Annotated in this window: 22 protein-coding genes; 12 read left to right on the top strand and 10 right to left on the bottom strand. The window is 67.0% G+C overall.

All coding sequences use genetic code 11. The annotated features are described in order from the left end of the window. Positions 1 to 27 precede the first annotated feature (27 nt). Together Herbaro_RS20610 and Herbaro_RS20605 are read right to left on the bottom strand one after the other, a co-directional pair. Positions 28 to 1,914: an AI-2E family transporter gene (locus Herbaro_RS20610; protein ID WP_275011467.1), complete on the bottom strand. Its 1,887-nt coding sequence runs from the start codon at positions 1,912 to 1,914 to the stop codon at positions 28 to 30. 88 nt (positions 1,915 to 2,002) lie between these two features. Continuing rightward, positions 2,003 to 2,395 (bottom strand): MarR family winged helix-turn-helix transcriptional regulator, encoded by a 393-nt coding sequence (locus Herbaro_RS20605; protein ID WP_275011466.1) that lies wholly within the window; start codon positions 2,393 to 2,395, stop codon positions 2,003 to 2,005. Between the two features lie 109 nt (positions 2,396 to 2,504). Between Herbaro_RS20605 and Herbaro_RS20600 the strand changes: the two genes are divergently transcribed. Then, positions 2,505 to 3,242 (top strand): siderophore-interacting protein, encoded by a 738-nt coding sequence (locus Herbaro_RS20600; RefSeq protein ID WP_275011465.1) that lies wholly within the window; start codon positions 2,505 to 2,507, stop codon positions 3,240 to 3,242. 36 nt (positions 3,243 to 3,278) lie between these two features. On the opposite strand, the gene Herbaro_RS20595 is transcribed toward Herbaro_RS20600, so the two are convergent. The 3 genes from Herbaro_RS20595 to Herbaro_RS20585 form a co-directional block, all read right to left on the bottom strand. Next, positions 3,279 to 3,830, bottom strand: coding sequence for a DUF2271 domain-containing protein (locus Herbaro_RS20595; protein ID WP_275011464.1), 552 nt, complete (start codon positions 3,828 to 3,830; stop codon positions 3,279 to 3,281). A 14-nt stretch (positions 3,831 to 3,844) separates the two neighbouring features. Next, entirely contained in the window at positions 3,845 to 4,369 is a 525-nt protein-coding gene (locus tag Herbaro_RS20590; RefSeq protein WP_275011463.1) for an EF-hand domain-containing protein, read from the bottom strand. Positions 4,370 to 4,448: 79 nt separating this feature from the next. Further along, the gene (locus tag Herbaro_RS20585; protein ID WP_275011462.1) at positions 4,449 to 6,839 is read right to left on the bottom strand and encodes a TonB-dependent hemoglobin/transferrin/lactoferrin family receptor; all 2,391 of its coding nucleotides are present in this window, start codon (positions 6,837 to 6,839) and stop codon (positions 4,449 to 4,451) included. A 288-nt stretch (positions 6,840 to 7,127) separates the two neighbouring features. On the opposite strand from Herbaro_RS20585, the gene yddG reads away from it, so the two are divergent. Beyond that, entirely contained in the window at positions 7,128 to 8,054 is a 927-nt protein-coding gene (gene yddG, locus Herbaro_RS20580; RefSeq protein ID WP_275011461.1) for an aromatic amino acid DMT transporter YddG, read from the top strand. Here the strand turns inward: yddG and Herbaro_RS20575 are convergent. Beyond that, positions 8,051 to 10,060: a putative bifunctional diguanylate cyclase/phosphodiesterase gene (locus Herbaro_RS20575; RefSeq protein WP_275011460.1), complete on the bottom strand. Its 2,010-nt coding sequence runs from the start codon at positions 10,058 to 10,060 to the stop codon at positions 8,051 to 8,053. The two genes, yddG and Herbaro_RS20575, sit on opposite strands and share 4 nt — an antisense overlap. A 410-nt stretch (positions 10,061 to 10,470) precedes the next feature. Here Herbaro_RS20575 and Herbaro_RS20570 point away from each other — a divergent pair, with 410 nt between their 5' ends. Further along, entirely contained in the window at positions 10,471 to 10,968 is a 498-nt protein-coding gene (locus Herbaro_RS20570) for a Csu type fimbrial protein (protein ID WP_275009969.1), read from the top strand. 179 nt (positions 10,969 to 11,147) lie between these two features. Here the strand turns inward: Herbaro_RS20570 and Herbaro_RS20565 are convergent, their stop codons facing one another. Together Herbaro_RS20565 and Herbaro_RS20560 are read right to left on the bottom strand one after the other, a co-directional pair. Further along, a complete protein-coding gene (locus Herbaro_RS20565) occupies positions 11,148 to 12,212 on the bottom strand; it encodes an aldose epimerase family protein (protein ID WP_275011459.1) in 1,065 nt (354 codons plus the stop codon). A gap of 49 nt (positions 12,213 to 12,261) precedes the next feature. Continuing rightward, positions 12,262 to 13,527 carry a XylR family transcriptional regulator gene (locus tag Herbaro_RS20560; protein WP_275011458.1) on the bottom strand — a complete coding sequence of 422 codons (1,266 nt, stop codon included), beginning with the start codon at positions 13,525 to 13,527 and terminating at the stop codon, positions 12,262 to 12,264. Between the two features lie 426 nt (positions 13,528 to 13,953). Here Herbaro_RS20560 and xylF point away from each other — a divergent pair, with 426 nt between their 5' ends. The 6 genes from xylF to Herbaro_RS20530 all read left to right on the top strand — a co-directional run bounded on the left by xylF (position 13,954) and on the right by Herbaro_RS20530 (position 21,374). Continuing rightward, positions 13,954 to 14,970, top strand: a complete 1,017-nt coding sequence (gene xylF, locus Herbaro_RS20555) for a D-xylose ABC transporter substrate-binding protein (protein WP_275011457.1) — start codon at positions 13,954 to 13,956, stop codon at positions 14,968 to 14,970. A 102-nt stretch (positions 14,971 to 15,072) separates the two neighbouring features. Next, complete coding sequence (gene xylG, locus Herbaro_RS20550; protein ID WP_275011456.1) at positions 15,073 to 16,638, top strand: D-xylose ABC transporter ATP-binding protein; 1,566 nt, start codon at positions 15,073 to 15,075, stop codon at positions 16,636 to 16,638. Between the two features lie 22 nt (positions 16,639 to 16,660). Continuing rightward, the gene (locus Herbaro_RS20545; RefSeq protein WP_275011455.1) at positions 16,661 to 17,800 is read left to right on the top strand and encodes a sugar ABC transporter permease; all 1,140 of its coding nucleotides are present in this window, start codon (positions 16,661 to 16,663) and stop codon (positions 17,798 to 17,800) included. Between the two features lie 49 nt (positions 17,801 to 17,849). Continuing rightward, positions 17,850 to 18,641, top strand: coding sequence for a D-xylose 1-dehydrogenase (locus Herbaro_RS20540; protein ID WP_275011454.1), 792 nt, complete (start codon positions 17,850 to 17,852; stop codon positions 18,639 to 18,641). Positions 18,642 to 18,677: 36 nt separating this feature from the next. Continuing rightward, a complete protein-coding gene (locus tag Herbaro_RS20535) occupies positions 18,678 to 20,462 on the top strand; it encodes an IlvD/Edd family dehydratase (protein WP_275011453.1) in 1,785 nt (594 codons plus the stop codon). A gap of 30 nt (positions 20,463 to 20,492) precedes the next feature. Beyond that, positions 20,493 to 21,374 carry an L-fucono-1,5-lactonase gene (locus Herbaro_RS20530; protein WP_275011452.1) on the top strand — a complete coding sequence of 294 codons (882 nt, stop codon included), beginning with the start codon at positions 20,493 to 20,495 and terminating at the stop codon, positions 21,372 to 21,374. A gap of 47 nt (positions 21,375 to 21,421) precedes the next feature. On the opposite strand, the gene Herbaro_RS20525 is transcribed toward Herbaro_RS20530, so the two are convergent. Beyond that, positions 21,422 to 22,318 (bottom strand): LysR family transcriptional regulator, encoded by an 897-nt coding sequence (locus Herbaro_RS20525; protein ID WP_275011451.1) that lies wholly within the window; start codon positions 22,316 to 22,318, stop codon positions 21,422 to 21,424. A 114-nt stretch (positions 22,319 to 22,432) separates the two neighbouring features. Between Herbaro_RS20525 and leuC the strand changes: the two genes are divergently transcribed. From leuC to Herbaro_RS20510, 3 genes are read left to right on the top strand one after another with little or no spacing between them, the layout of a single operon-like run. Beyond that, positions 22,433 to 23,836 (top strand): 3-isopropylmalate dehydratase large subunit, encoded by a 1,404-nt coding sequence (gene leuC / locus Herbaro_RS20520; protein ID WP_275011450.1) that lies wholly within the window; start codon positions 22,433 to 22,435, stop codon positions 23,834 to 23,836. Next, a complete protein-coding gene (gene leuD, locus Herbaro_RS20515; RefSeq protein ID WP_275011449.1) occupies positions 23,836 to 24,480 on the top strand; it encodes a 3-isopropylmalate dehydratase small subunit in 645 nt (214 codons plus the stop codon). Before leuC ends, leuD begins: the two co-directional genes overlap by 1 nt. A gap of 26 nt (positions 24,481 to 24,506) precedes the next feature. After that, a complete protein-coding gene (locus tag Herbaro_RS20510; RefSeq protein WP_275011448.1) occupies positions 24,507 to 25,832 on the top strand; it encodes an MFS transporter in 1,326 nt (441 codons plus the stop codon). 88 nt (positions 25,833 to 25,920) lie between these two features. On the opposite strand, the gene Herbaro_RS20505 is transcribed toward Herbaro_RS20510, so the two are convergent. Then, positions 25,921 to 26,109 (bottom strand): DUF1289 domain-containing protein, encoded by a 189-nt coding sequence (locus Herbaro_RS20505; RefSeq protein WP_275011447.1) that lies wholly within the window; start codon positions 26,107 to 26,109, stop codon positions 25,921 to 25,923. Positions 26,110 to 26,235 lie beyond the last annotated feature (126 nt).

The following is a 26,235-nucleotide window of genomic DNA, read 5'->3' as shown; positions in this document are numbered from 1 at the left end:
CGGATGGGCCTGCTGGCCTTGGCGATTCTACGCCCGGCCGTCGGCGTTGCGGCTGGCGGCGACGAAAGCCAGGCCTTCCTCGAAAGATGACAACACCATGTCGACCTGGTCGCTCACGGCGGACTGCTCCATGGTCTCGTTGTCGAAGGGCGGGCGGATGGTCACCAGCAGCGCCTGCGGCAAGCCGCCGCGCAGCTCGCGCACGACGGCCTGCCAGCGCTCGAAATGCTCCTTCAGCGGGAACACCACGAACACCGTCGACACCAGCTCGGACTTGCCGGCGTCGGGGCGTTCGTTGTGCTCATCGAGGGTCACGCCGCGGGCGTCGATGCCGGCCACGCGCAGGGCATGCACCAGCAATTCGCCCAGCAGCTCGTCGCGCTCGTGCCGCAGTCCGGCGCACAGCACCACCGAACGGCTGGGCACGTCCAGCGATCCCTGCCAGCGCCCCAGCCGCGCCAGGCGTTGCTGGCGCAGGTGGGCCCCGATGTTGCTGCTCAATAGCGGCGGCGCCTGCCGCCGGCCGAAGCGGCGCGCCGCGTCCGGCGCCTGGGTGAGGGCCTCGAGCAGGCGCAGGGCAGTGGCGCGCAGCCGCTGCTGCTGGGCCTCCCCGACCTGTTCGCTGCGCAGGTCGAGCGCGGCCAGCCCCAGTCCGGGCAGCAGCACCTGGTCGCAATACTTGGCGAAGCTGTTCTTGGCCAGGTAGGCCCGTCCCTCGCGGATCACTGCATCCGATTCGCCGGCCAGCGCGTGCTGGTAGAAGCGTTCGGCATGGTTCATGTCGGGCGCCTCGCCCAGCAGGATGGAGATCGGCTCCAGCGCCGCGACATGGCGGCCGGCGACCACCAGGCACAGCGTCAGCGGGGTCGACAGCAGCAGCCCGACCGGTCCCCACAGGCTGCCCCAGAACAGCGCCGAGATGATGATGGCCAGCGGCGACAGGCCGGAGCTGTGGCCGTACACGCGCGGCTCGACGATATTGGCCACCACCACCTCCAGCGCCACGAACAGCGCAAGGAAGGACAGCGGCAGCCACCAGCCCGGATCGATGGCGGCGATGAACAGCGCCACCAGCAGGCCCGAGGCCAGCGCGCCCAGGTAGGGGACGAAGCGCAGCACCCCGCACAGCGTGCCCCATAGCACCGCGTGCGGCACCCCGGCCAGCGCCAGCGCGCCGCCCACGGTCAGGCCGAACACCGCGTTGACCACGAACTGCGAGAAGAAGAACCGCGACACGCCCTCGGCGGCGTCGCCCAGCGCCCGCATGGTGCGGCTGATCTCGGCGCGGCCGGCCAGGCGCACCATGCGGTCGCGCAGCGACTCCTGCTCCAGCAGGATGAACACCAGCAGCACCAGCACGATGCCGGCCTGGCCGATCGGCCCCCAGGCCAGCGAGAACAGGCGCGCCAGCGCGGCGCGCACCGACATCTGCGGCGCCGACAGCTGCACCGGCATCGGCGCGGTCGCCACTGCATGGTTCGCATTCTTCGCGCCACGGCCCTTGGGCGTCTCGGCGGCGGGTGGCTGCACCTGCGGCATGACGGCGCTCAATTGTTCTTCCAGCCTGGCGAAGGGGCGCTCGGTCATGGTGCGCACCTGGTCCACCTTGTCCTGGATGGCGGCGCGGTAGCGGGGCAGGTCGCCGGTCACGCTGGCCAGCTGGAACGCCAGCACCACGGCCAGCGCCACCAGCGCGGCGCCCACCAGCAGCACCGAGACGATGGCGGCGGCGGCGCGGTTCAGGCCCAGCCCGGCCAGCTTGCGCACCAGCGGCAGGATGATCAGGCTGAGCACGATGGCCACGGCCAGCGGCTCCAGCACTTCGCGGCCGAAGTAGAGCATGGCCAGGACGCAGGCGGCGCCGACCAGGGTGGCGGGTGTCAGGCGGGCGAGGGCGGGGCTTGGATTGGTCATGCGCGGCGAAATGTGGTTGGCGGCGCGGTCGCAGGGCCGCGCGCGGTGTCGGGGAAGTATAGCAACGGCGCGCCGGCGCGCAGGGGTATCAGCGCTGCCGTTCCAGGTTGCCCTGCATCACCTGCAGCAGCTGCACCAGCTCCTCGCACTGCTCGGGCGACAAGCCCTCCACCGCGCGCTGCAGGATCTGCGCGCCGGACTTGCGCAGCTGGCGCTGCAGGGTCTGGCCCTGCGCGCTCAGCGACAGGTGCACGCTGCGGCGATCCTGGGCGTCTTCCTGCGCGTCCAGGTAGCCGCGCTCGCGCAGGCCGCGCACCAGCCGGGTGAGCTGGGCCTTGTCGCGCCCGGAGTGCAGCACCAGGTCGCTCTGCGTGGCGCCGGGGTGGCGCGCGAAGTAGTCCAGCACGCGGCTTTCCATGTGGGTGATGTCGCGCTCCTCCTCGCGGAACGACTGCGAGCGGCCGGAACGGTAGAGGTGCATCACCGTATGGATGGCGTCAAAAACCCTGTCGGCAGCAGGTGAATGGTTGACTTTATCAACTTGTTTTTTCATAATGGAGACATTATCAACTAATTTGAAGGTCCAGGCCATGCAATCGACGACCCCTGCCCGTACCGTGCAGCGTATCCGCCACGATGTGAAGTTCCGCGACGTCAAGGTCGCGGCCACCCGCCAGACCGGCGCCAACATGCTCAGCGTCACCTTCCGCGGCGAGGCGCTGCGGGACTTCGTCTCGATGTCCTTCGACGACCACGTCAAGTTCGTCTTCCAGGATGCCGCCGGCGAGCAGGTTCGGCGCGACTATACGCCAACCGGGCACGACCCACAACGCGGCGAGCTTACCTTGGAATTCGCGCTGCACGCCGAGGGCGCGGCCACCGACTGGGCGCGCCAGGCCAAGGTCGGCATGGATGCGGTCATCGCCGGTCCGCGCGGCTCCATGGTGGTGCCGACCGACTACGACTGGCATCTGCTGGTGGGCGACCTCTCGGCGCTGCCGGCGATCACCCGCCGGCTGAAGGAGTTCGGCCCCGGCGCGCGCGTGAGCGTCATCGTCGAGATCGCCCACGTGGGCGACGTGCGCCAGTTCGACAGCCAGGCCGAGGTCGATATCAGGTGGGTGCCGTCCGGGGAGGAATTGCTGGCCGCGGTGCGCGCGCTGCAGCTGCCGGTCGGTGAAGGCTACATCTGGGCCGCCGGCGAAGCCGCGACGATGAAGGCGCTGCGCGCGGTGCTGGCCGAAGAGAAGGCGCATCCCAAGGAGGCGATGCGGGTGTCGGCCTACTGGAAGCGCGGCGCGTCCGACTTCCATGAGAAGCTGGACTGAGGCCCTGGATATTCGGCCGCGCTCGGCCGGCGCGGCTCAGGGCTTGGCCGCCACCTTCAGCGCGGCCAGTTCGCCGCCGCTGTCGTCCGGCTGCGCGGCGCCGTTGCTTGCCGCATCGCCGCCCTTCCAGCTGAAGGGGGCGCGCAGCACGGTGCGTCCGCCCTGTTCGCGCGCCACTTCCACCACCACTTGGTAATTGCCCGGCGCCAGTGCCGCCAGCGCTTCCTGTTTCTCGGAGAAGCGCAGCGCATGCACGCCGGCGCTGCGCGTGGGGCCGCTGATGCCGTCGGCGGGCAGCGTCATGGCGCTGCCCGCCTTGCGCCACCAGGTGCGCAGCTCCTTGAGGAAGATCTTGCCCAGCTGGTCGCGCAGGCGGGTGTCGTACCACACCGCCAGCGTGGCGACCACCGCCGGGTCGCCCGGGCGCTCGATCCAGGCCGCCAGGTAAGGGGGATGGTAGGCCGCGCTGGCGATATTGGGCAGCGTGACCTCGAGCTCCAGGGTGGCCGCCGATGCCGTCCCGCCGACCAGCGCCACCGCCAGGCCGAGGCCGGCCGCCAGGCGCTCATGCAAGGATGATGTGTTCATGCGCGGCCCCATCGTCAGTTGCGGCCCGGCGGCGGCGGATCGTTGGCGTCGACCTTGCCGTCCTTGTTGGTGTCGGCCTGGGCCCAGGTCTTTTCCATGATTTCCTGTTCCTCATCCTGCGACAGCACGCCATCGCGGTTGCGGTCCAGCAGCGCAAAGCGCACGTGGGCCTGGCGGATCGAATTGGCATAGGCCTCGTCGGGCTGGCGGCCGGACTTGAAATATTGCTCCTTGAGGCGGCCTTCGAACTCGGCGACGTATTCCTCTTCGGTCAGCACGCCGTCGCCGTTCTTGTCGGCGTTCTTGAAGCGCTGCTTGCGCACGGCGTCATATTCCGCGCGCGTCACCACGCCGTCGCCGTTGAGGTCGTAGCTGCCGATGAAGGCTTCGCGGCCGTGGCCGCCGGCCGGGCGCGCCGGGCCGGAACCCGCTTGCGTGGCCGCGACTTGCGGCGCCTGGGCGCCGCCCGGCTGCGCGGCGCAGGCGCTGAGGAGGATGGCGCCGGCGACGGCGCTGATCACGGAGGGGGTGGCTTTCATGCTGGTTTCTCCTTAATCCGGGACGTGGGGAGCTCAGGCATGGGCGCCCCCGGCGGCGCCCATGGAGGTGTTGCAAGGATCAGAAATCGACCGCGAGGGAGGCGAAGTAGCTGCGGCCGGTGCGGGTCTGCAGCTGGATGTCCTGCGCATCCTTGGCGTTGCTGGGTTCCAGGCTGTAGGTGCTGGCGTAATCCCAGTAGCGCTTGTCGAACAGGTTGTTGATGCCGGCGTTGATGCGCACGTTCTTGCCGATGCGCCAGTAGCCGGTCAGGTCGAACAGGCCGTAGCCGGGAACCGAGAAGTAGCTGACGGTCGAGGCCGGCAGCGCCGCGCCGGCGTTCTGGTAGGCGTTGCGGGTATTGGCCGAGGCTTGCTTGCCCTTGACGAAGGTGCCGGTCAGGTTGGCGCCCCAGCGCTTCTCGGGCGCGTCATAGCCCAGGCCCACTATCAGCTTGGCCGGCTGCACCGTCTCCAGGTCCTGATAGGTGTCGCCCAGGTAGCGGCTCTTGGCCTTGCCCTGGCTGTAGCCCACGGCCCAGGTCGAGTACACGCCCTTCATGGACGGCGCGAACTTGCCGTGGTCGACCCGCGCGGTCAGTTCCAGGCCGTAGATGTAGGCGTCGTCGCGGTTCTCGGCCTGGTAGATGGTGGCCAGGCCGCTCTGCACCGTGGTGAACATCTCAGGGTTGGTCGCGCGGCCGTAGCGGGTGTAGGCGATGAAGTCCTTGTACTTGGTATAGAACAGCGAGCTGTTGAAGGCCACGCCGTCGATCGGTTCGCCCTTCAGGCCGATGTCGAAGGCGTCGCTGGTTTCCTTTTTCAGGTTGGGGTTGCCGATCAGCGCATAGGTGCCGCCGCCGCCGTTCCAGTAGCCGTACATTTCGCTCACGCTGGGCGCGCGGCCGCTGTGCTTCCACTGCGCGTAGGCGCTCAGCTTGGGCACGATGTCGTACACCACGCTCAGGCTCGGGCTGAGGATGGTGTTGCTGGTGCCCGAGCCGTACATGGTCGTGAGCTGGCTGGAGGTGATGCGCGTATTGGCGAACTCGCCGGTGTCGTAGATGCTGCTCTTGACGCGGTCCACGCGCAGCCCGGGAATCAGCGCCAGGCGATGGCCGCCGGCATTGAACACGATCTCGTCCTCGGCGAACAGCCCCAGGCGCGTGGTCTTGGTGTTGGGGTAGGGCTGCGAGGCGAAGGCGGTGCCTGTCAGCGCATGCTGGTTCTTGTTCTCGCTCATGCTGAGGCCGAAGCGCAGGCTGTTGTTGTCGATCTTCTTGTAGCCGGTGCTGCTCAGGCCGATCTGGCGGTTGCTGTTGCGCGAGAAGTTGTTCTCCACCGCGCCGGTGGCCACCGTGGTGGTGCGCGTGCGGTCCTGCATGTCGGTGGTCTGGTAGGACAGCTTGGTCTCCAGGCGATCCAGCAAGGCGTTGGCGGGCGTCCACAGGTGACCGAGCTGGAAGGTGTTGCGGGCGGTCTTGCTGTCTTGCGCCGAGTTGCCGGTGACGGCGGTGCCGGTGGTGTTCCAGGCGTTATAGCGGATGTCGTTGTCGCGGCGATAGAGGTCGGCCGAGACCGTCAGCTTGTTCTCCGCGTCGATGCGCATGCCGCCCTTGAGCAGCGCCGCGTTCGAGTTCCAGTCGGAAGGATAGGCGCTCATCGTGTCGCTGTTGTTCTTTGACGAGTGGCCGTCGCGGCGCGAATACACCATCAGGCCGTCGAAGGCGCCGCTGACGCCGGCGGCGGTGACGGCCTCGCCCCAGGATCGGTCGGCCGAGTTGTAGCCGCCCTTGAGGCCGAAGTAGGTCGGCCGGTTTTCGTTGACGTAGTCGTCGGCCGACTTGGTGCGGAAGCTGACCGCGCCGCCGATGCCGCCGGCCGGGCGCGCCGAGGTGGTGGTGCCGGAATCGACCTGCACCTCGGAGTAGATCTCCGGATCGATGAAGTCGCGCCCCTGGCCGAAGGTGCCGATCGACGCCCGGCCGCTGCCCGACGTGGCGGAGCGGTCGACCGCCTCGGGCATCTCGATGTCGTCCACATCCACGCCGATGCGGTTGCCTTCGACGCCGCGGATGTTGTAGTTGGTGGCGCCCGGGTGGTCGTAGGGGCTGTTGGTGTTGGTGGTGCCCGAGGTCACGCCCGGCACCGAGACCAGCGGCTGGTACTTGAGCACATCGGCGAAGCCGCCGGCGCCCTGCTTCTCCAGGTCGTCCTTGGTGACCTTGACCGAGGCGCCGGGCTTGTGCTGCTCCTCGCGCGCGCCCTGGACTTCGATGTCCGGCAGCTTCTTGCCGCTGGTGCGGGTGGCCCCGCCGCCGACGTCGGCGGCGTTGGCGGTATTTTCCTGCGCGCCCGCATGCGGCGCGGCCAGCGGCAGCAATGCGCTGTTGATCGCCAGGACCAGGGTGAGCGGACGCAGTGACGCGCGGCGGCGCAGGCGCGCGCCGGCGCCCGGATGGTGTTGAGCCATGTTGAGCAAGCCTTGTAGTAAGTGTGGATAGGAGGGCTGGCGCAACACAACGCTGGGAGGCAACGGCGTTCTTTCCCCAAGAACGGGTGCTTTTTTCTTGTTGATGTTTTGGCTGACAAAGCGTCAGGATTCTATATCATAAACAAGAATCATTATCATTTAATTTGTAAATTGGTTTATCCGCCATGTAACTTTATGTAGCGCAACGGCAAGGACGGCGCTGCGCGCATGCTGCGCTTGGCTTATCCTGTAGCCCCTTTTTATGGCCACTGCAAAGTGAAAGCAGCAATGAACAGCAAGCAGGCAACCTTGATCGGACTGAGCGCCGTGGTCTTCTGGAGCGCCATCGTCGGACTGATCCGCAGCGTGAGCGAACACCTCGGCGCCACCGGCGGCGCGGCGGCGATCTACACGGTGGGCTCGGTGTTCCTGCTGTTCTCGGTGGGCTTCCCCAGGCTGCGTGATTTTCCGCGCCGCTACCTGGCGTGGGGCGGGCTGCTGTTCGTCGCCTATGAACTGTGCCTGGCGCTGTCGATCGGCTATGCCGATACCGGCCGGCAGGCGATCGAGGTCGGGATGGTCAACTACCTGTGGCCGACCTTCACGCTGGTGGCCGCGATCGTCTTCGGCGGGCAGCGCGCCAACTGGCTGGCGGCACCGGGCTTCGTGCTGTCCATGCTGGGCATCGCCTGGGTGCTGGGCGGCGACCAGGGGCTGGATGCGGCCGGGATGCTGGCCAATCTGCGCGACAACCCGCTGAGCTACGGCCTGGCCCTCGCCGGCGCCCTCATCTGGGCCGCGTACTGCACCGTGACCACCCTGCTGGCGCAGGGCAAGAACGGCGTCACGCCCTTCTTCATGATGGTGGCGCTGAGCCTGTGGGTGAAGTTCTTCCTGGGTCCGCAGCCGGAGATGTCGTGGAGCGTGCCGGCCGCGGTCTACCTGCTGCTGGCGGCCGCCGCGATGGGCTTCGGCTATGCCGCGTGGAACGTCGGCATCCTGCACGGCAACGTCACGGTGCTGGCCGGCGCCTCCTATTTCATCCCGGTGTTCTCGTCGGCGCTGTCGGCCGCGCTACTGCGCGCGCCGTTGCCGGGCTCGTTCTGGATCGGCGCCTCACTGGTGTGCGCCGGATCCATCCTGTGCTGGCTGGCCACGCGCGCGAAGAAACCCGCAAGCGGGTCCGCGGCGGCCGCGCAAAAGCCGCTGGCCTAGGCGTTCACCGTCTCGCCGCCTATCCATCGCCTGGCCTGTTCGACCGGCATCGGCGGCGAGAAGTAATAACCTTGCATGGCGGGGCAGTTCATGTCCTGCAGCATGCGCAGGTCGTCCATGCTTTCCACGCCCTCGGCCACGACCTGGAAGTTGAAGGAGTCCGACAGCTGCAGCACGGCCTGCACCAGCGCCTGGCTCTCGGCGCTGCCGCACAGGCCGGTGACGAAGCTGCGGTCGATCTTCACCCGCGAGACGTGCATCTGGCGCAGGAAGCCCAGCGAGGAATAGCCCACGCCGAAGTCGTCGATGGCGATGCTCACGCCCAGCTCGGCCAGCGCCGCCAGGGTTTGGCGGGCGGCCTGCAGGTCGACCGCGGTCTCCTCGGTGATCTCGATCTCCAGCATCGCGGCGGGCAGCCTGAATTCGCGCAGCCTGGCGGCCACCAGGTCGTCGATCAGGATGCGCTCCAGCTCGCGCGGCGAGATGTTCATCGCCACCCGCAGCTCGCTGCGGCCGGCCGCATGCAGGAAGCGGATCATCTCCGTCACCTGGCCCACGATGAATTCCAGCAGTTGTTCCGACAAGCCCGCCAGCGCGGCGATCTCGATGATGTCGGGCGGAGCGATCCAGCCGTGCTTGCGGTGCTGCCAGCGCAGCAGCGCCTCGAAGCCGTCGAGCGTGCGGCCGTTGTGGCGGACGATGGGCTGGAACCAGACCTGCAGCTCGCCCGCGCGCAGCGCCGCGGCCAGGTCGCGCTCCACGTCGCGCTTCATCTGCAGGCGCGCGTTGAGCGTGTCGTTGAAGACGCAGAAGCGGTTGCGGCCGCGTCGCTTGGCTTCATACAGCGCGGCGTCGGAACAGACCAGCATTTCATTGATGTCGTCCGCGCCCGAGCGGTGGATGCCGATGCTCAGGCCGATGTGCGGGTTGGCGCGGCGCGAGAAGGGCGGCCGGATCGTATCGATCAGGCGCGCGGCGACCGCTTCGGGCGGCTCGGCCGACGGCGCGCAGGCGTACACCACGACGAACTCGTCGCCGCCCAGTCGCGCCAGCGTGAACTGCTCGTCCAGCGCCGCGGCCAGGCGCTGGGCCACTTCCACCAGCACCTGGTCGCCGGCGTCATGGCCGTAGGCGTCGTTGATGACCTTGAAGCCGTCCAGGTCCAGGAACATCATGCACAGTTCATGTTCGCGCCGGGCGAACAGGTCGCCGGCCCGCGCCATGAAGCCGGCGCGGCTCAGGAGGCCGGTCAAGAGGTCGTGCTGCGCCTGGTACTGCATCCTGGCGGCGAACCCGGTCAGGTTCCGGTGCGCCACTTCCAGCGCCTGGGTCGCCGAAGTGGCTCGGTTCTTCGATGCGCTGGCGTCGGAGACCAGTTTCTCGCTCACGCGCGAGCCCCTGATCAGCGCCGCCAGGTAGAGCAGCACGGCCAGCGACAAGGCGACCCGCGTGGTGTCGCCCTGCCAGGCCAGGCAGACGATGATGGACAGCAACGGCGGGGTGATGAAGCTGATGGGGATGCGCGCATAGGCGAAGCCGTGGGTCACCGCGCCGGCGGTGATGCCGCAGACGCAGGTCAGGTAGAACAGGGTCTGCGGCGTGGTGTAGCCCTCGCACAGGGCCGGCACGCCGGCCCATACCAGTCCCGACAGCAGCGCCAGGATCCAGTGCGCGCGCAGGTTGAGGTCGACCGCCGTGAGCGTCTTGCCGCCCAGCAGTCGCGCGATCACCGGCAGGGCGGCGATGCGTCCGACCGGCGCCTTGCACGCCAGCACGCGCAGCAGGTTCACCAGCCCGGAGCACGCCAGCCAGAGCAGCGCGATGCCCAGCTTGCCGGCGCTCCAGGCAACCACGGTCGAGATGATCCCCAGCACCGCGTTGACCGGGATCGACAGCAGCACGGTCTGGCGTACGGCCGTGAGCTGGTCTGCCCGGATGAGCTGGCGCAGCGAGGCGGGATCTGCGGTGGGGAGGAGCACTTCTTCCGGTGCGGCGCTATTCGACATTTACATCCTGTTCCGGAATCGGACATTCGATTCCCCCGACGTCGGTTCAAGTAGGCGACGACGGGCTTGTTCTTGTTCGCGATTAATCAAAAAGGGAGAAATCTGCGTAATTTCTCCCATGCCGTTCCCAGTCTACCGGAACATTCGCCCCTTTCCTGTTAACCAAGGCGATTCCGGGCGCCAGGGCTGCGCCTTCGTTTCCATCCTGCAATCCCGCCGCCGGCCTGCGCCGACTGTTGTCCACGCCAGGGAAAACCCTGATGGGGAAACGCCTGATGCTTGCGGCCGAGCTTTCAGGAATGCCCCGATGCCGATGAGCCGGGCAAAAAACTAAAGTGTCTCCATACCCGCTGCACACAGAAGTTCTCGCACAGGGCGAGGACAGCGCAGGGATCCCCAGGAGAATCAACATGTTTTTTGCCAAGAAAAATCGCTTCGTCTGCGCATCCATCGCCGCTGTCATGCTGGCTTCCTCGGCCCCGTCGCACGCGGCCACGGCCAGCGCCTCGCTGACGATCAGCGCCTCGGTGGTTGCCGCCTGCACCGTGGTCGGTTCGGCGATCGCCTTCGGCGCCTACACCCAGGCGCTGGTGAACCAGACCGGCAGCATCACGGTGCTGTGCACCAACGGCACCAGCTACAACGTCGGCCTTGACGCCGGCACCGGCAGCGGCTCGACGGTCACCAGCCGCAAGATGAGCGCCACCGGCGGCGGCACGCTGAACTACGCGCTGTACCGCGACTCGGGCCGCACCAACAACTGGGGCTCGACCATCGGCACCGACACGCAGACCGGCACCGGTTCGGGCCTGGTGCAAACACTGACGGTGTACGGCCAGATCGCGGCCGCGCAGACGCCGCTGGCCGGCGCCTACTCGGATACCGTGACCGTTACCCTGACTTACTGATCGCCCAGGCCGCAGAACAATCGCAGCCTCCCGCGCCAAAAAAGAAAGCCCGCTTCGAGCGGGCTTTTGCTTTGGTCGATGCGGCGCCTTCTGCAAATATCCCGGTATGCCGGGGAGGATCATTGCAGCCTGCCCTTACAGGTCTCTGACAAAAGACGAACCGTCCGCCGGCCAGGCCCTCAGTCCCTCACGCTCAACCGGTAGACCGTGCTCTGGCGGTAGACCCGTCCGGGGCGCAGGATCACCGCTTCGCTGTCGGCGGTGTTGATCTGGTTGGGATAGGCCTGCGCCTCCAGGCAGAAACCGTCATGCACCGCATACGGCCGTTCGCCGCGTCCCTGCACGCCTGCCAGGAAGTTGCCGCTGTAGAACTGCAGGCCGGCCTCGGTGGTCGAGACGGTCAGCTGGCGGCCGGAACCGGGGTCGTAGACCGTGGCCACTTCGCGCAGGGGCGCGTCGCCGCGCACCTGGCCGTGGCCGTCATGCTCGGCCTTGCGCAGGCAGTAGCAGTGGTCGAAGCCGCCGGCTACCTTGAGTTGTTCGTCCGGCCATGCGAGTCGCGGGCCGATAGGCGCCGGCTTGCGGAAATCGAACGCGCTGCCGGCGACGTCGGCGATCCGTTCTGGGATGAGCTCGCCATTCACCGGCAGGTAGGCGTCGGCGTCGATGGACAGCACGTGGTCGCGGATGTCGCCGGCGCCGCCGTTGAGGTTGAAGTAGCCGTGCGAGGTCAGGTTCAGCGGCGTCGGCGCATCGGTAGTGGCGGTGTAGTCGATGCGCAGCCGGCCTTCGTCATCCAGCCGGTACAGCACCGAGGCCAGGACGTTGCCGGGGAAACCGGCGCTGCCGTGCGGCGAGGCCAGGGTCATGCGCAATCCTTCTGGATCCGGCTGCACCTGCCATGGGGCCAGGTGAAAGCCGCCTTCGCCCCCGTGCAGGTGGTTGTCGCCTTCGTTGCGGTGCACCTGGTAGCCGACGCCGTCCAGCGTGAAACGGGCGTCGGCGATGCGGTTGCACCAGCGGCCGACGATGCTGCCGAAATAGGCGCGGTTGGCGATGTAGTCGTCGTGGCCCTGGTAGCCGAGCAGGATGTCGGCCTGGCGGCCGTAGCGGTCCGGCGCCCACCAGGACACCAGCGCCGCGCCGCGCTCGCTGACGAGCACGCGCATGCCCGATACGTTGGACAAGGTGTAGAGCTTGATACCGCTGTCGGTAGCGCTGCTGGAGATAGTGAAGTGCGTCATCGTGTTCATCATGGCGACGGCCTGCGCGGCAAGCTCATCGTTCGGTTCGTCAAATGGTGGTTCCCGTGGCGGCGGGCGAGCCCGCCGCGGTCAATTTCCTGCGCGGCCGGGCCGCCTCCTGCTGCGCCGGCCCGGCGCCGGCGGCCAGCTGTTCCTGGTATTCCTTCGGCGTGCAGCCCAGCTCGCGCTTGAACACTGCGTGCATGTACTGCACCGAGGTGAAGCCGCAGGTCACGGCGATGTCGGCCGCATGGCTGTCGGCCGCCTGCAGCAGGCGCTTGGCGGCGTCGAGCTTGAAGCGCAGGATCTCGTCGTGCACGCTGCGATCCAGCTCGCGCCGGAAATACCATTCCAGCGAAGAGCGCGAGATGCCGACATAGTCGGCCACCTGTTCGGTCTTGATGCCCTGGCAGGCGTACTGGCGGATGAAGTGCATCGCCTGCATCACGTGCGGATGGTTGCGCGCCTCGTGGCGGCTGGAGGCCAGCACGTTGATGCCCACCGGCGGCACCAGGATGCGCGTGTCCGGAAAGCGCGCGCCATGCAGCATCTGGTGCAGCAGGTGAGCCGCGGTGCGGCCCATCTCGACCGTGCCCTGGATCACCGAGCTCAGCTCCACCCGCGTCAGCACGCGCGCCAGCGGATCGTTGTCGATGCCGATCAGGGCCACCTGTTCCGGCACGGCGATGCCCGCGCACAGGCAGGCCTGCAACAGCTGGCGGGCGCGCGCGTCGGTCACGGCGATGATGCCGATCGGCTTGGGCAGGCTGCGCAGCCAGGCGATCTGCTGCTCCACGGCGGCGTCCCAGGATTGCGCGCTGGTGCCCACGCCGCGATACACATGGCCATGGATGCCGTCGCGCTGCATCAGCGCCTCGAAGGCCTTTTCGCGTTCCTGCGCCCAGCGGTTGACGTCCGCCTGGGGCAGGCTGAAACAACCGAAGTGCTGCAGGCCGGCCTCGATCAGGTGATCGTAGGCCAGCTTGACCAGCTTGAAATTGTCGGTGGCGACATAGGTGCGGCCGGCTGGATAGTCGGCCTCGTCGGCGTAGGAGCCGCCAATGGCCACCACCGGTTGCTGCACGCGCGAGAGCGCATCGCACACGGCCGGGTCGTCGAAGTCGGCGATGAAGCCGTGCCCCTGCCAGCGCTCGATGTCTTGCAGGCGGCAGCGGAAGTCCTCTTCCAGGTACAGATCCCAGGAGGCGCGCGTGCTGGTCAGATATTCGCCGATGCCGGCGATGATGTCGCGGTCGAATATCTTGTTGCCGTTGAACAGCAACGCAATCCTATGCACTGTTGGCACTTTTGCCACTTTGCCGTCTCCTGATCTTCTTTGTCCATGCCGCCGGCCTTCTTGTACTTTTTTTAACCGGCGGCGGGTCGTCCATTTCGTTTTCAAGGATTGTAGCGATCCGCCGGCCGAATCACGATTTTGTGCAATCGCAACAAAAAGAATCGCTACCCCGATTGGTGAATTTCGTAATTGTAGACAGGAATCGGCGAGCGCTAGTATCGCCATCACATCAATGTCGGCCGCGTTTCCAGCGCGCCGGCGGTGTGCGGCGGCAAGCGGGGACGATGCGTTCCCCGCCAGCTTGCCAAGCGAAAAGAGAAGTCGACTCATCCCCCGGCGCGGTCGCGACAGAAAAAACAGCGGCACAAAGATAATCAGGAACGGCACCAGCCGAGCACGGGAATGCGCCCCCTTAAAAACATAATGAATATCGGAGACTAGGCAATGAACGCGATCCTGAAAAAAAGTGTATTGGCATTGATGGCGGCGACCACGATGTCGCTGGTCGGCACCAGCGCCATGGCCGACGCCAAGAACCCCAAGATCGGCTTCTCGATCGACGACCTGCGCGTCGAGCGCTGGGCGCGCGACCGCGACTTCTTCACCGCGGCCGCCGAGAAGCTGGGCGCCAAGGTGTTCGTGCAATCGGCCGACGCCAGCGAGGCGCGCCAGATCTCCCAGATCGAGAACCTGATCTCGCGCGGCGTGGACGTCATCGTGATCGTCCCCTTCAACGCCACCGTGCTGACCAACACCATCAAGGAAGCCAAGAAGGCCGGCATCAAGGTGCTCTCCTATGACCGCCTGATCCTCAATGCCGACGTCGACGCCTACATCTCCTTCGACAACGAGAAGGTCGGCGAGATGCAGGCCGAAGGCGTGGTCAAGGCCCAGCCCAAGGGCAACTACTACCTGCTGGGCGGCTCGCCCACCGACAACAACGCCAAGATGTTCCGCGCCGGCCAGATGAAGGTGCTGCAGCCGCTCATCGACAAGGGCGACATCAAGGTGGTCGGGCAGCAATGGGTCAAGGAATGGAACCCGACCGAGGCGCTCTCCATCGTCGAGAACGCGCTGACGGCCAACAATAACAAGATCGACGCCATTGTCGCCTCCAACGACGGCACCGCCGGCGGCGCGATCCAGGCGCTGGCCGCGCAGAAGCTGGCCGGCAAGGTGCCGGTGTCGGGCCAGGACGCCGACATCGCCGCCGTCAAGCGCGTCATCGCCGGCACCCAGACCATGACCGTCTACAAGCCCCTGAAGCTGATCGCCAGCGAAGCGGCGGCGCTGTCGGTGCACCTGGCGCGCAACGAGAAGCCGACCTACAACGCGCAGTACGACAACGGCGTCAAGAAGGTCGACACCATCCTGCTCAAGCCGATCCTGCTGACCAAGTCCAACGTCAACATCCTGGTGCAGGACGGCTTCTACACGCAAGCGCAGATCGACGGCAAGTAAGCGCTGCCGCCGCGAGCCATCCGCGACGGGCCGCGCGCCCGTCCGGATGCTCGCGCGCGCAGTCCGGCGCAACGCCCCCCGTCCTTCCCCACGAGAGCAGTCATGTCCGAGTACCTGTTAGAAATGAAAGGCATCGCCAAGCAGTTCGGCGGTGTGCGCGCCCTCGACGGCATCGACCTGAAGATCAGGGCCGGCGAATGCGTCGGCCTGTGCGGCGAGAACGGCGCGGGCAAATCCACCTTGATGAAGATCCTCTCCGGCGTCTATCCGCACGGCACCTGGGACGGCGAGATCCTGTGGGACGGCAAGCCGCTCGTGGCGCAATCGGTGCGCGACACCGAGGCGGCCGGCATCGTCATCATCCACCAGGAGTTGATGCTGGTGCCCGAGCTGTCGGTGGCCGAGAACATCTTCATGGGGCACGAGATCACGCTGCCCGGCGGCCGCATGAACTATCCCGCCATGTATCGCCGCGCCGAGGAACTCATGCGCGAGCTGAACATGCCCGACATCAACGTGGCGCTGCCGGTCATGCAATACGGCGGCGGCCACCAGCAACTGGTGGAGATCGCCAAGGCGCTCAACAAGAAGGCGCGCCTGCTGATCCTGGACGAGCCGTCCTCCTCGTTGACGGCCTCCGAGATCGCAGTCCTGCTCAAGATCATCAAGGACCTCAAGGCGCGCGGCGTGGCCTGCGTCTACATCTCGCACAAGCTCGACGAGGTGGCCGAGGTCTGCGACACCATTTCCGTGATCCGCGACGGCAAGCACATCGCCACCACGCCGATGCAGGCCCTCGACGTCGACCGGATCATCACGCAGATGGTCGGGCGCGAGATCACGGCGATGTATCCCGAGCGCAGCCACGAGATCGGCGAGGTGCTGCTGGAGGCCCGCAACATCACCTGCTTCGACGTCGACAATCCGCGCCGCAAGCGCGTCGACGACGTCTCCTTCTCGGTGCGGCGCGGGGAGATCCTCGGCATTGCCGGCCTGGTAGGCGCCGGGCGCACCGAGCTGGTGTCGGCGATCTTCGGCGCCTATCCCGGCCGCCATGAAGGCGAGGTCTGGATGGCCGGCGCCAAGGTCGATACCGCCACGCCGCTCAAGTCGATCCGCCTTGGGCTGTGCATGGTGCCGGAGGACCGCAAGCATCACGGCATCGTGCCCGATCTCAGCGTCGGCCAGAACATCACGCTCACCGTGCTGGATCGCTTCTCGCGCCGCACCCGCGTCGATGCCGATGCCGAACTGAAGGTCATCCACGACGAGATCGACCGCATGCGCGTCAAGACCGCCAGCCCCTTCCTGTCGATTACCGGCCTGTCCGGCGGCAACCAGCAAAAGGCGGTGCTGGCCAAGATGCTGTTGGCCCAACCCAAGGTGCTGATCCTGGACGAGCCCACGCGCGGCGTCGATGTCGGCGCCAAGGCCGAGATCTACCGGCTCATCTCGGAGCTGGCCCGGCAGGGGCTGGCGATCATCATGGTGTCGTCCGAACTGGCCGAGGTGCTGGGCGTGTCGGACCGCGTGCTGGTCATCGGCGAAGGCAAGCTGCGCGGCGACTTCGTCAACCAGGACCTGACCCAGGAGACGGTGCTGGCCGCCGCGATCAACCAATCCTCGCAGCGCGCGGCGCCGGCCGCATCCGTCACGCCCGCGGCATAACCAAAACAACCTGGAATTGCGCATGACCTCCACCCACATCAAGCAAATCTTCGGCCGCTACAAGATCATGGCGCTGCTGATCGCCATCGCCATCATCTGGGCCTTCTTCAGCTGGCAAACCGAGGGCGGCTTCGTGACGCCGCGCAATCTCTCCAACCTGCTGCGCCAGATGTCGGTGACCGGCATCCTGGCCTGCGGCATGGTGCTGGTGATCATTGCCGGCGAGATCGACCTGTCGGTGGGCTCGCTGCTGGGTCTGCTGGGCGGCGTGGCCGCCATCCTGGACGTCGCCCACCATCTGCCGCTGCCGGTCAACCTGGCGCTGGTGCTGGCCTTCGGGCTGGTGATGGGCTTGCTCAACGGCTACCTGACCGCCTACCTCGGCATCCCCTCCTTCATCGTCGGCCTGGGCGGCATGCTGGCCTTCCGCGGCATCCTGCTGGGCGTGACCGGCGGGCTGACCATCGCGCCGGTTTCCGGCGACCTGGTCTACCTGGGACAAGGCTATCTGCCGCAGCAGCTGGGCGTGGTACTGGGCGTCGTGCTGCTGGCGCTGGCGCTGGTGCTGACGTGGCGCCGCCGCGTCGGCCGCCAGCAGCACGGGCTGCCGGTGCCGGCGCTGTGGCGCGACGCCGGCAAGGTGGCGCTGATCGGCCTGGTGCTGCTGGCCTTCGTGCGCACCCTCAACAGCTACGACGGCATTCCGGTGCCGGTGCTGCTGCTGCTGGCGTTGCTGGGGTTGTTCAGCTACGTCAGCACGCAGACCGTGTTCGGCCGCCGCATCTATTCGGTGGGCAGCAACATGGAAGCGACGCGCCTGTCGGGCGTGAACGTGCAGGCAGTCAAGCTCTGGGTGTTCGGCATCATGGGCGTGATGTGCGCGCTGGCCGGGCTGGTCAACACGGCGCGCCTGGCTGCCGGTTCGCCCTCGGCGGGCAACATGGGCGAGCTCGACGCGATCGCCGCCTGCTTCATCGGCGGCACCTCCATGCGCGGCGGCTCGGGCACCATCTACGGCGCGCTGATCGGCGCGCTGGTGATGGCCAGCCTGGACAACGGCATGTCGATGCTCGACGTCGGCACCTACTGGCAGATGATCGTCAAGGGCAGCATCCTGGTGCTGGCGGTCTGGGTGGACGTGAGCACGCGCTCAACTCGCTGACCCCGCTGATTCCGCTGATCTCTTTTTTTATTCTCCAGGCGCAGCCATCATGAACGCATCAAGCCAACCCACCATCGAACAAGCCGTCTATCCCAGCCTGGCCGGCAAGCGGGTCGTCATCACCGGCGGCGGCACCGGCATCGGCGCCGCGCTGGTGAGCGCCTTCGCGCAGCAGGGCGCGCGGGTGTTCTTCATCGACATCGCGGTGAAGGAATCGCGCGCCCTCGAAGAGTCGCTGAAGGAGTGCGCCGTCGCGCCCACCTTCCTGCACTGCAACCTGCAAGACCTCGACGCGCTGGCGGCCACCTTCGTCCTCATCGAGAAGCTGGCCGGCGCGGTGGACATCCTGGTCAACAACGCCGCCAACGACGATCGTCACCAGGTCGGCGACGTCAGCGCGGCCTATTGGGACGAGCGCATGGCGGTCAACCTGCGCCACCAGTTCTTCTGCGCCCAGGCGGTGGCGCCCGGCATGCGCGAGCAGGGACGCGGCGCGATCCTCAACCTGGGCTCGATCTCATGGCACCTGGCCTTGCCCAACCTGACGCTCTACATGACCGCCAAGGCCGCCATCGAGGGGCTTACGCGCGGACTGGCGCGCGACCTCGGGCGCGACGGCGTGCGGGTCAATTGCATCATCCCAGGCGCGGTGCGCACGCCGCGCCAGACGCGGTTGTGGCACAACCCCGAGGAGGAGGCCAAGATCCTCGCGGCCCAGTGCCTGGAGCAGCGCGTGGAGCCCCATGACGTCGCGGCGCTGGCGCTGTTTTTGGCCTCCGACAGCGCGGCCAGGTGCTCCGGACGCGACTACTACGTCGACGCCGGCTGGTACGGCGCCTGAGCCGCCGCGACAATCTCCCACCTTCCAGGCAAAGAAATGAAGACTCCATCTCCCTCTCCCCGTCGCTTCCGCTCCCAGGACTGGTTCGACAATCCCGACCACATCGACATGACCGCGCTGTACCTGGAGCGCTTCATGAACTACGGCATCACCGCCGAGGAGCTGCGCTCGGGCCGTCCCATCATCGGCATCGCGCAAAGCGGCAGCGACATCAGCCCGTGCAACCGCATCCACCTGGAGCTGGCGCGCCGCGTGCGCGACGGCATCCGCGACGCCGGAGGGATTCCGATGGAGTTCCCGCTGCATCCGGTGTTCGAGAACTGCCGCCGGCCCACGGCGGCGATCGACCGCAATCTTTCCTACATGGCGCTGGTGGAGATCCTGCACGGCTATCCCATCGACGCCGTGGTGCTCACCACCGGCTGCGACAAGACCACGCCGGCGCAGATCATGGCGGCAGCGACCGTGGACATCCCGGCCATCGTGCTCTCCGGCGGCCCCATGCTGGACGGCTGGCTGGACGGCGAACTGGTCGGCTCCGGCGCGGCCATCTGGAAAGGGCGCCGCCAGCTCTCGGCCGGGCAGATCGACAACGAGAAGTTCCTGGACATTGCGGCCGCCTCGGCGCCGTCGGCCGGGCACTGCAACACCATGGGCACGGCCTCCACCATGAACGCCATGGCCGAGGCGCTGGGCATGTCGCTCACCGGCTGCTCGGCGATTCCGGCGCCTTATCGCGAACGCGGCCAGATGGCCTATGAGACCGGCCGGCGCATCGTCGGCATGGCGCATGAAGACCTGCGCCCCTCGGCCATCCTCACGCGCGACGCCTTCCTCGACGCCATCGTGGTCAACGCCGCCATCGGCGGCTCCACCAACGCCCAGCCGCACATCATGGCCATGGCGCGCCACGCCGGCGTGGAATTGCATTCCGAGGACTGGATGAAGTACGGCTACGACGTGCCCCTGCTGCTCAACATGCAGCCGGCCGGCAAGTATCTCGGCGAGCGCTTCCACCGCGCCGGCGGCGTGCCCGCGGTCATGTGGGAGCTGCAGCAGGCCGGCCGGCTGCGCGCCGGCCGCATCACCGCCACCGGCCGCAGCATGGCCGACAACCTGGAAGGCCGCGAGACCGGCGACCGCGAGGTGGTGTTCCCGTTCGCGGCGCCCCTGCGCGAGCGCGCCGGCTTCCTGGTGCTGAAGGGCAACCTGTTCGACTTCGCCATCATGAAGACCAGCGTCATCTCCGACAGCTTCCGCCAGCGCTACCTGAGCACGCCCGGCAGCGAAGGCATCTTCGAGTGCACCGCAGCGGTGTTCGACGGCTCCGACGACTATCACGCGCGCATCAACGATCCGGCCTCGGGCATCGGCGAGGACAGCATCCTGGTGATCCGCGGCGCCGGCCCGGTCGGCTGGCCGGGGTCGGCCGAGGTGGTCAACATGCAGCCGCCGGACGCGCTGATCCGGCGCGGCATCACGACGCTGCCGACCCTGGGCGACGGCCGCCAGTCGGGCACCTCCGACAGCCCCTCCATCCTCAACGCCTCGCCGGAGAGCGCCGTCGGCGGCGGCCTGGCCTATCTGCGCGACGGCGACAGGATACGCATCGACCTCAATGCCGGCCGCTGCGACATGCTGGTCGACGAGGAGGAACTGGCGCGGCGCCGGGCGCAGGGCATTCCCGCCGTGCCGGCCAGCCAGACGCCGTGGCAGGAGCTCTACCGCGCCACCGTCGGCCAGCTGGAGAGCGGCGCCTGCATGGAGCCCGCGCTCAAGTACCGGGGCGTGGCCGACACCATGCCGCGCCACAACCACTGACGGCGGCCGGCAACGCCGGCCGGTCTTCCCATGAATCCCAGAGCCCCGCTAAGGATCGATGCGCACCAGCATTTCTGGCGCTACCGCTCGGAAGACTATCCCTGGATAGGCGCCGGCATGGACCTGCTCGCGCAGGACCGGCTGCCCTACCAGTTCCAGCCGCTGCTGGAAGCGCAGGGCTTGCATGCCTCGATCGCGGTGCAGGCGCGCGCCGGGCGCGAGGAAACCGCGTTCCTGCTGGAGCTGGCGCGGCACGACCGCCGCATCGCCGGCATCATCGGCTGGGAAGACATTTCATCGCCGGCGCTGGCCGACCACGTCGAGCGCTGGGGTCGCAACAAGCTGGTGGGCTTTCGCCACCAGATCCAGGACGAGGCCGACCCGGCCGCCTTCCTGGCGCAGCCGCAATTGAACGACGGCATACGCTGGCTGCAGGAGCGGCGCTATGTCTACGACGTGCTGGTGCATGAGCGCCAGCTGTCTGCGGTGCGCTCGTTCTGCGCCCGCCATGACCGGCACTGGCTGGTGTTGAATCATCTGGGCAAGCCGGCGCTCAGGGAGTTCCGCAAGAACAAGGGCGACTTCGAACACTGGCGCGAAGAACTCAGGGCGCTGGCGGCCATGCCCCACGTCAGCTGCAAGATCTCCGGCCTGCTGACCGAGGCCGACTGGCTGCGCGGCCTGAGCCCGCGCGACTATGACCACGTGCTGCGCTGCCTGGATACGGCGCTGGAACTGTTCGGCGCGCAGCGCCTGATGTTCGGCTCGGACTGGCCGATGTGCCTGCTGGCGGCGTCCTATTCGAAGGTGGTGTCCTTCGCCCGCGAGTGGGCCAGGACGCGTTTGTCGGCGGCGGAGCAGGATGCCCTGTGGGGCGAGGCGTCGGCGCGGATTTACGGGTTGGCGGCGTGACCGGGAGGGCGCGTCGGCGATTGTCTTGCCCGCCCCTCGTAGCCGCGTCAGGCCCTTGGCAGGATTTCGCCCTTGAGGTGATGCAGCAGGCGGATCGACGCCGGCGTCTGCGCGATATGATCGTTCCACAGCACCTTGAAATTGCGCACGCACCACTTGTCGCTGACCTTGATCACGGCGTAGCGCGAGGCGTCGGCGCCGCGCAGCGCGATCTCGGGGATCAGGGCGATGCCCATGCCCTCCGACACCATGTTGCGCATGGCGTCGAAGCTGGTGACCACCACCGAAGGTTGGATCGTCTTCTTGAGCGCGCGCGCCGCCGCGTTGGACATGGAATTGATCGAGGCGCCGCTCTGCATCATGATGTGCTTTTCATCCAGCGTGTCTTCGAAGCGGATGCGCTTCCTGGCGGCGAACCTGTGGTCGCGCGGCGTGATCAGCACCAGCGGGTCGGTCACGTACTGGGCCTCGGACACGCCCGCGACGCCGTCGGTCGGGGCGCAGATGCCGAGGTCGGCCGTCCCCGCCTTCACTGCCAGCGGGATCTCGTCGCTCAGCTTCTCCTCCAGCTCGATGCGCACCCCGGGATATTGCTTCATGAAGGAGTTGAGCTGGGCGGGCAGGTAATAGCACAGGGCCGTCATGTTGACCCAGATGCGCACCGTGCCCTGGATCCCGGTGCGATGCTCGCTGATGTCGCATTCGAGCTGACGCAGCTGGGCCAGCACCGTCTTGGCGTGATGGTAGAGCGACATGCCGGCCGCGGTAGGCTCCACGCCCCGGCTGCGCCGCCGCAGCAGCGGGACGCCGACCGACTGTTCCAGGTCCGATAGCCGGCGGCTGATGGCCGAGGTCACGACATTGCCGGGCTCGGAGGCGGCCGAGATGCTGCCGTGCTCCACGACGAGCGCGAAGAGCTTCAACGTATCGATATCGAAATGCATTTTTTCGCGAGTGAAGTGATTTGTCGGATCGCGAAAGCTGCACTAGCAAATGAGCACAGCCCCGGCCCGGGCATGCTGCTAATCTCCGTGCCATTCGCAAGCAATGGTATGGTCATGCCGCAGAAACATACATTATTCGAGAAGATCTGGTCGCGCCACGCCGCCGTCGACCATGGCGCGTCGACGCTGCTCTACATCGACAAGCACCTGGTCAACGAAGTCACCAGCCCGCAAGCCTTCGACGGCCTGCGCGGCGCGGGCCGCGCGCTCTGGGCGCCGGAGTCGGTCATCGCGACGGCCGATCATAACATTCCGACCGCCAACCGGAAGGCGGGCATGCATGACGAGATCGCGGCCCAGCAGCTGCATGCGCTAGAGAAGAATTGCGCCGAATTCTCGTTGAGCTACTTCCCGCTGGACGATGTGCGCCAGGGCATTCTGCATGTCGTTGCGCCCGAGCTGGGCGACACCTTGCCGGGCACCACCATCGCATGCGGGGACTCGCACACCACCACCCACGGCGCCTTCGCGGCGCTGGCGTTCGGGGTGGGCACCTCCGACATCGAGCAGGTACTGGCCACCCAATCCATCACGCTGGCCAAGCCGCGTTCGATGAGCGTGGAGATCACGGGGAAGTTGCCGCCAGGGGTCTACGCCAAGGACGTGGCCCTGGGCTTCCTGCGCGAATTCGGCACCGATTGCGCCACCGGCCATGTCCTTGAATTCACGGGCGAGGCGGTGGCCGCCATGAGCATGGAAGCCCGGATGACCCTGTGCAACATGGCCACCGAGGCCGGCGCCCGGGCCGGGCTGATCACCGTCGACCAGGTCACCATCGACTACCTGCGCGGCCGTCCGCATGCCCCCACCGGTCATGACTGGGACGCCGCCGTGGAGTATTGGCGCACCTTGCGCAGCGACGCCGGCGCGGTGCACGACAAGGCGCTGCGTTTCGATGTCGGCGCGCTGTCGCCCCAGGTCACCTGGGGCACCACGCCGGCCATGACGGTGGGCATCGACGACGCCGTCCCCTCCCTCGATAGCTATCGCGACAGCGACGCCAGGAAGGCGGCGCAGAGGGCGCTGGAGTACATGGGGATCGAAGCGGGAACGCCGATGCGGGCACTGGCGCTGGACAAGATCTTCATCGGCTCCTGCACCAATGCGAGGATCGAGGACCTGCGCGTGGCCGCGCAGGTGGTGCGCGGCAAGCGCGTGGCGCGCTCGGTCAGGCAGGCGCTGGTGGTGCCGGGATCCGGATCGGTGAAGCGGCAGGCCGAGGCGGAAGGGCTGGACCGGATCTTCATCGACGCCGGATTCGAGTGGCGCGACGCCGGCTGTTCGATGTGCCTGGGCATGAACAACGACGCCCTGGCCCCCGGCGAGCGCTGCGCATCCACCTCCAACCGCAACTTCGAGGGACGGCAGGGCTATGGCGGGCGCAGCCATCTGGTGAGCCCGGCCCTGGCCGCCGCCAGCGCGGTGGCCGGGCATTTCGCCCTGCCGGGAGAGATCTGATGGAGCCCTTCAGCCGCTTGAGCTCGCACCTCGTGCCGATCGACCGGGACAACGTCGACACCGACGCCATCCTGCCCAAGCAATACATGGCCATGATCACCCGCGAGGGATTCGGCGAGTTCCTGTTCGACAGCTGGCGCTATCGGGAGACCGGCGCGCCGGGCCGGGACAACTCCGGGCGAACCCCGCAGGCGGATTTCGCGCTGAACAATCCCGCCTATGCCGGCGCCCGGATCCTGTTGGCGCGCAAGAATTTCGGCTGCGGGTCGAGCCGCGAGCATGCCGTGTGGGCGCTGGCCCAGTACGGCATCAGGGCGCTCATCGCGCCCAGTTTCGCGGACATCTTCTACGGTAACTGCATGAAGAACGGGATCCTGCCCGTACGCCTGCCCGCGCACGCGGTGGATCGCATGTTCGAGACCATCGCCGTGACGGGACGGCTCGAGCTGACGGTGGACCTGCCGTCGCAGCAGGTCATCGAGGCAAGCGGCGCGGCCATCGCGTTCGACATCGACGCCATGCACAAGTCGTCCCTGCTGCAGGGCCTGGACGACATAGGACGGATCCTGGCCGAGAGCAGCGACGCGCTGCAGGCAATGCGCGCGCGCAGGCTGGCCGAGGAACCCTGGCTGCTGAAAAAATAAACCAATAACACTTGAGGAGAGACATCTTGGAAGCAACGAAAGAACTGGCGGCACCCGCGCGGAAATGGAATGCGCGCCTGACATCGAAACACTGGAAGACGCTCAAGGGCGCGTTTCTCGGCTGGATCTTCGACGGCTACGAGGCGCTGGCGCTGGTGGTGGTGCTCTCGCCGCTGCTGAAATCCCTGCTCACGCCCGAACAGGCCGCCTCCAAGCCCTTCTACGCCGGCATGGTGATCGGCATCACACTGCTGGGCTGGGGCGTCGGCGGCCTGGTCGGCGGCGTCCTGGCCGACTATGTCGGCCGCAAGACGGTGATGATGTGGTCGGTCTTTCTGTATGCTTTGTTCACCGGGCTGACCGCATTCTCGGACACCATCGTCACGATGTGCCTGCTGCGCTTCATCACCGGCCTGGCCATGGGCAGCGAGTGGAGCACCGGCATCGCGCTGGTGGCGGAAACCTGGCCGGCCGAAGCCAGGGCCAAGGGCGCGGGCTTCCTGCAATCCGGCTTCGGCTGGGGCACGCTGGCGGCCGCGCTGATCTGGTACCTGCTGCAGCTGTCCATGCCGCTGGGGGATGACACCTGGCGCGTGATGTTCGTGGTGGGCGCGCTGCCCGCGTTCTTCGTGCTGTACATCCGCAAGGACGTCGGCGAATCGGAGGAATGGATCGCCGCCGTCAAGAACCAGGAATGGGCGGCCACCGAAGAGTCCAGCGAGAAGGGCGGCAAGCGCCCGTTCACCCTGAAGCAGGTGTTCACCGAGCGCGAGGCCGTGCGCCGCATCCTGCTGACCTCGCTGCTGTCGGTGGTGAGCATCGCCGGCTGGTGGGCCGTGTCGAGCTGGCTGACCGAATACACCCGCACCATCAGCGCCGCGCAGGGTATCCAGTCGCATTGGGATTCCTATGTCTCCCTGCTGTACACCACCGGCGCCATCATCGCCTACATCGTCTCCGGCTTCATGGCCGATGCCATGGGGCGGCGCTGGTTCCTGTTCGTCACCTTCGCCGGTTCGCTGGCGACGACCTTCCTGATCTACAGCTACGCCTCGACGGTGACCGAGATCCTGGTGTTCTCGCCCATCAACGGCTTCTTCACGCTGGGCTGCGCGTTTTCCTGGCTGGCCATCTATCCCTCCGAGCTGTTCAATACCTCGGTGCGCTCGACGGCGGTGAGCTTCGTGTTCAATTCGGCCCGCCTGGTCGCCTGGTTCTTCCCCATCGCCGCCGGCGCCATGATCAAGACCTTCGGCGGCATCGCGCCGACCGCCCTTGCGTTTGGCTGCGTCTATGCCATCGGCCTGGTGGTGCCCTGGTTCCTGCCCGAGACGGCGGGCAAGGATCAGTGAGGCGCGCCGCACGACAATTCAGGATCGGTCGATCCCGACCATTGAGGGAGCGAAGGAGTTCCGGAAGAGGCAAAGCCCGCACGGCGGGCTAGTGCTTCTTGTCTTTCTTGCGGATCTCTTTCAACCGCGTTGCGGCGCGCTCCACGATGGCCTTCTGCTGCTTGTGCTTCATGCCCTTCCACTCCTTGATCTCGTTCCTGGAGCGGCCGCAGCCTGTGCACACCTCATGCTTCAGGTGGCACAGCGAGACGCAGGGGCTCCTTATTTCCTTACCCACCTTCAATTTCCCGATCTGTTCCCGCAGGCATATTCACTCCTCGTCCATCGCGGACATTGAAGCGAGACTATACAACGCTGCCTTGTATCAGTTCCGCCGACATTCCGTCCGCAGAGCGAACGCGCG

The organism is Herbaspirillum sp. WKF16 (assembly GCF_028993615.1).
Taxonomy (GTDB): Bacteria; Pseudomonadota; Gammaproteobacteria; order Burkholderiales; family Burkholderiaceae_D; genus Herbaspirillum.
Note: the sequence above shows the minus strand (reverse complement) of the source record. Positions and strands in the feature narration are given on the sequence as shown.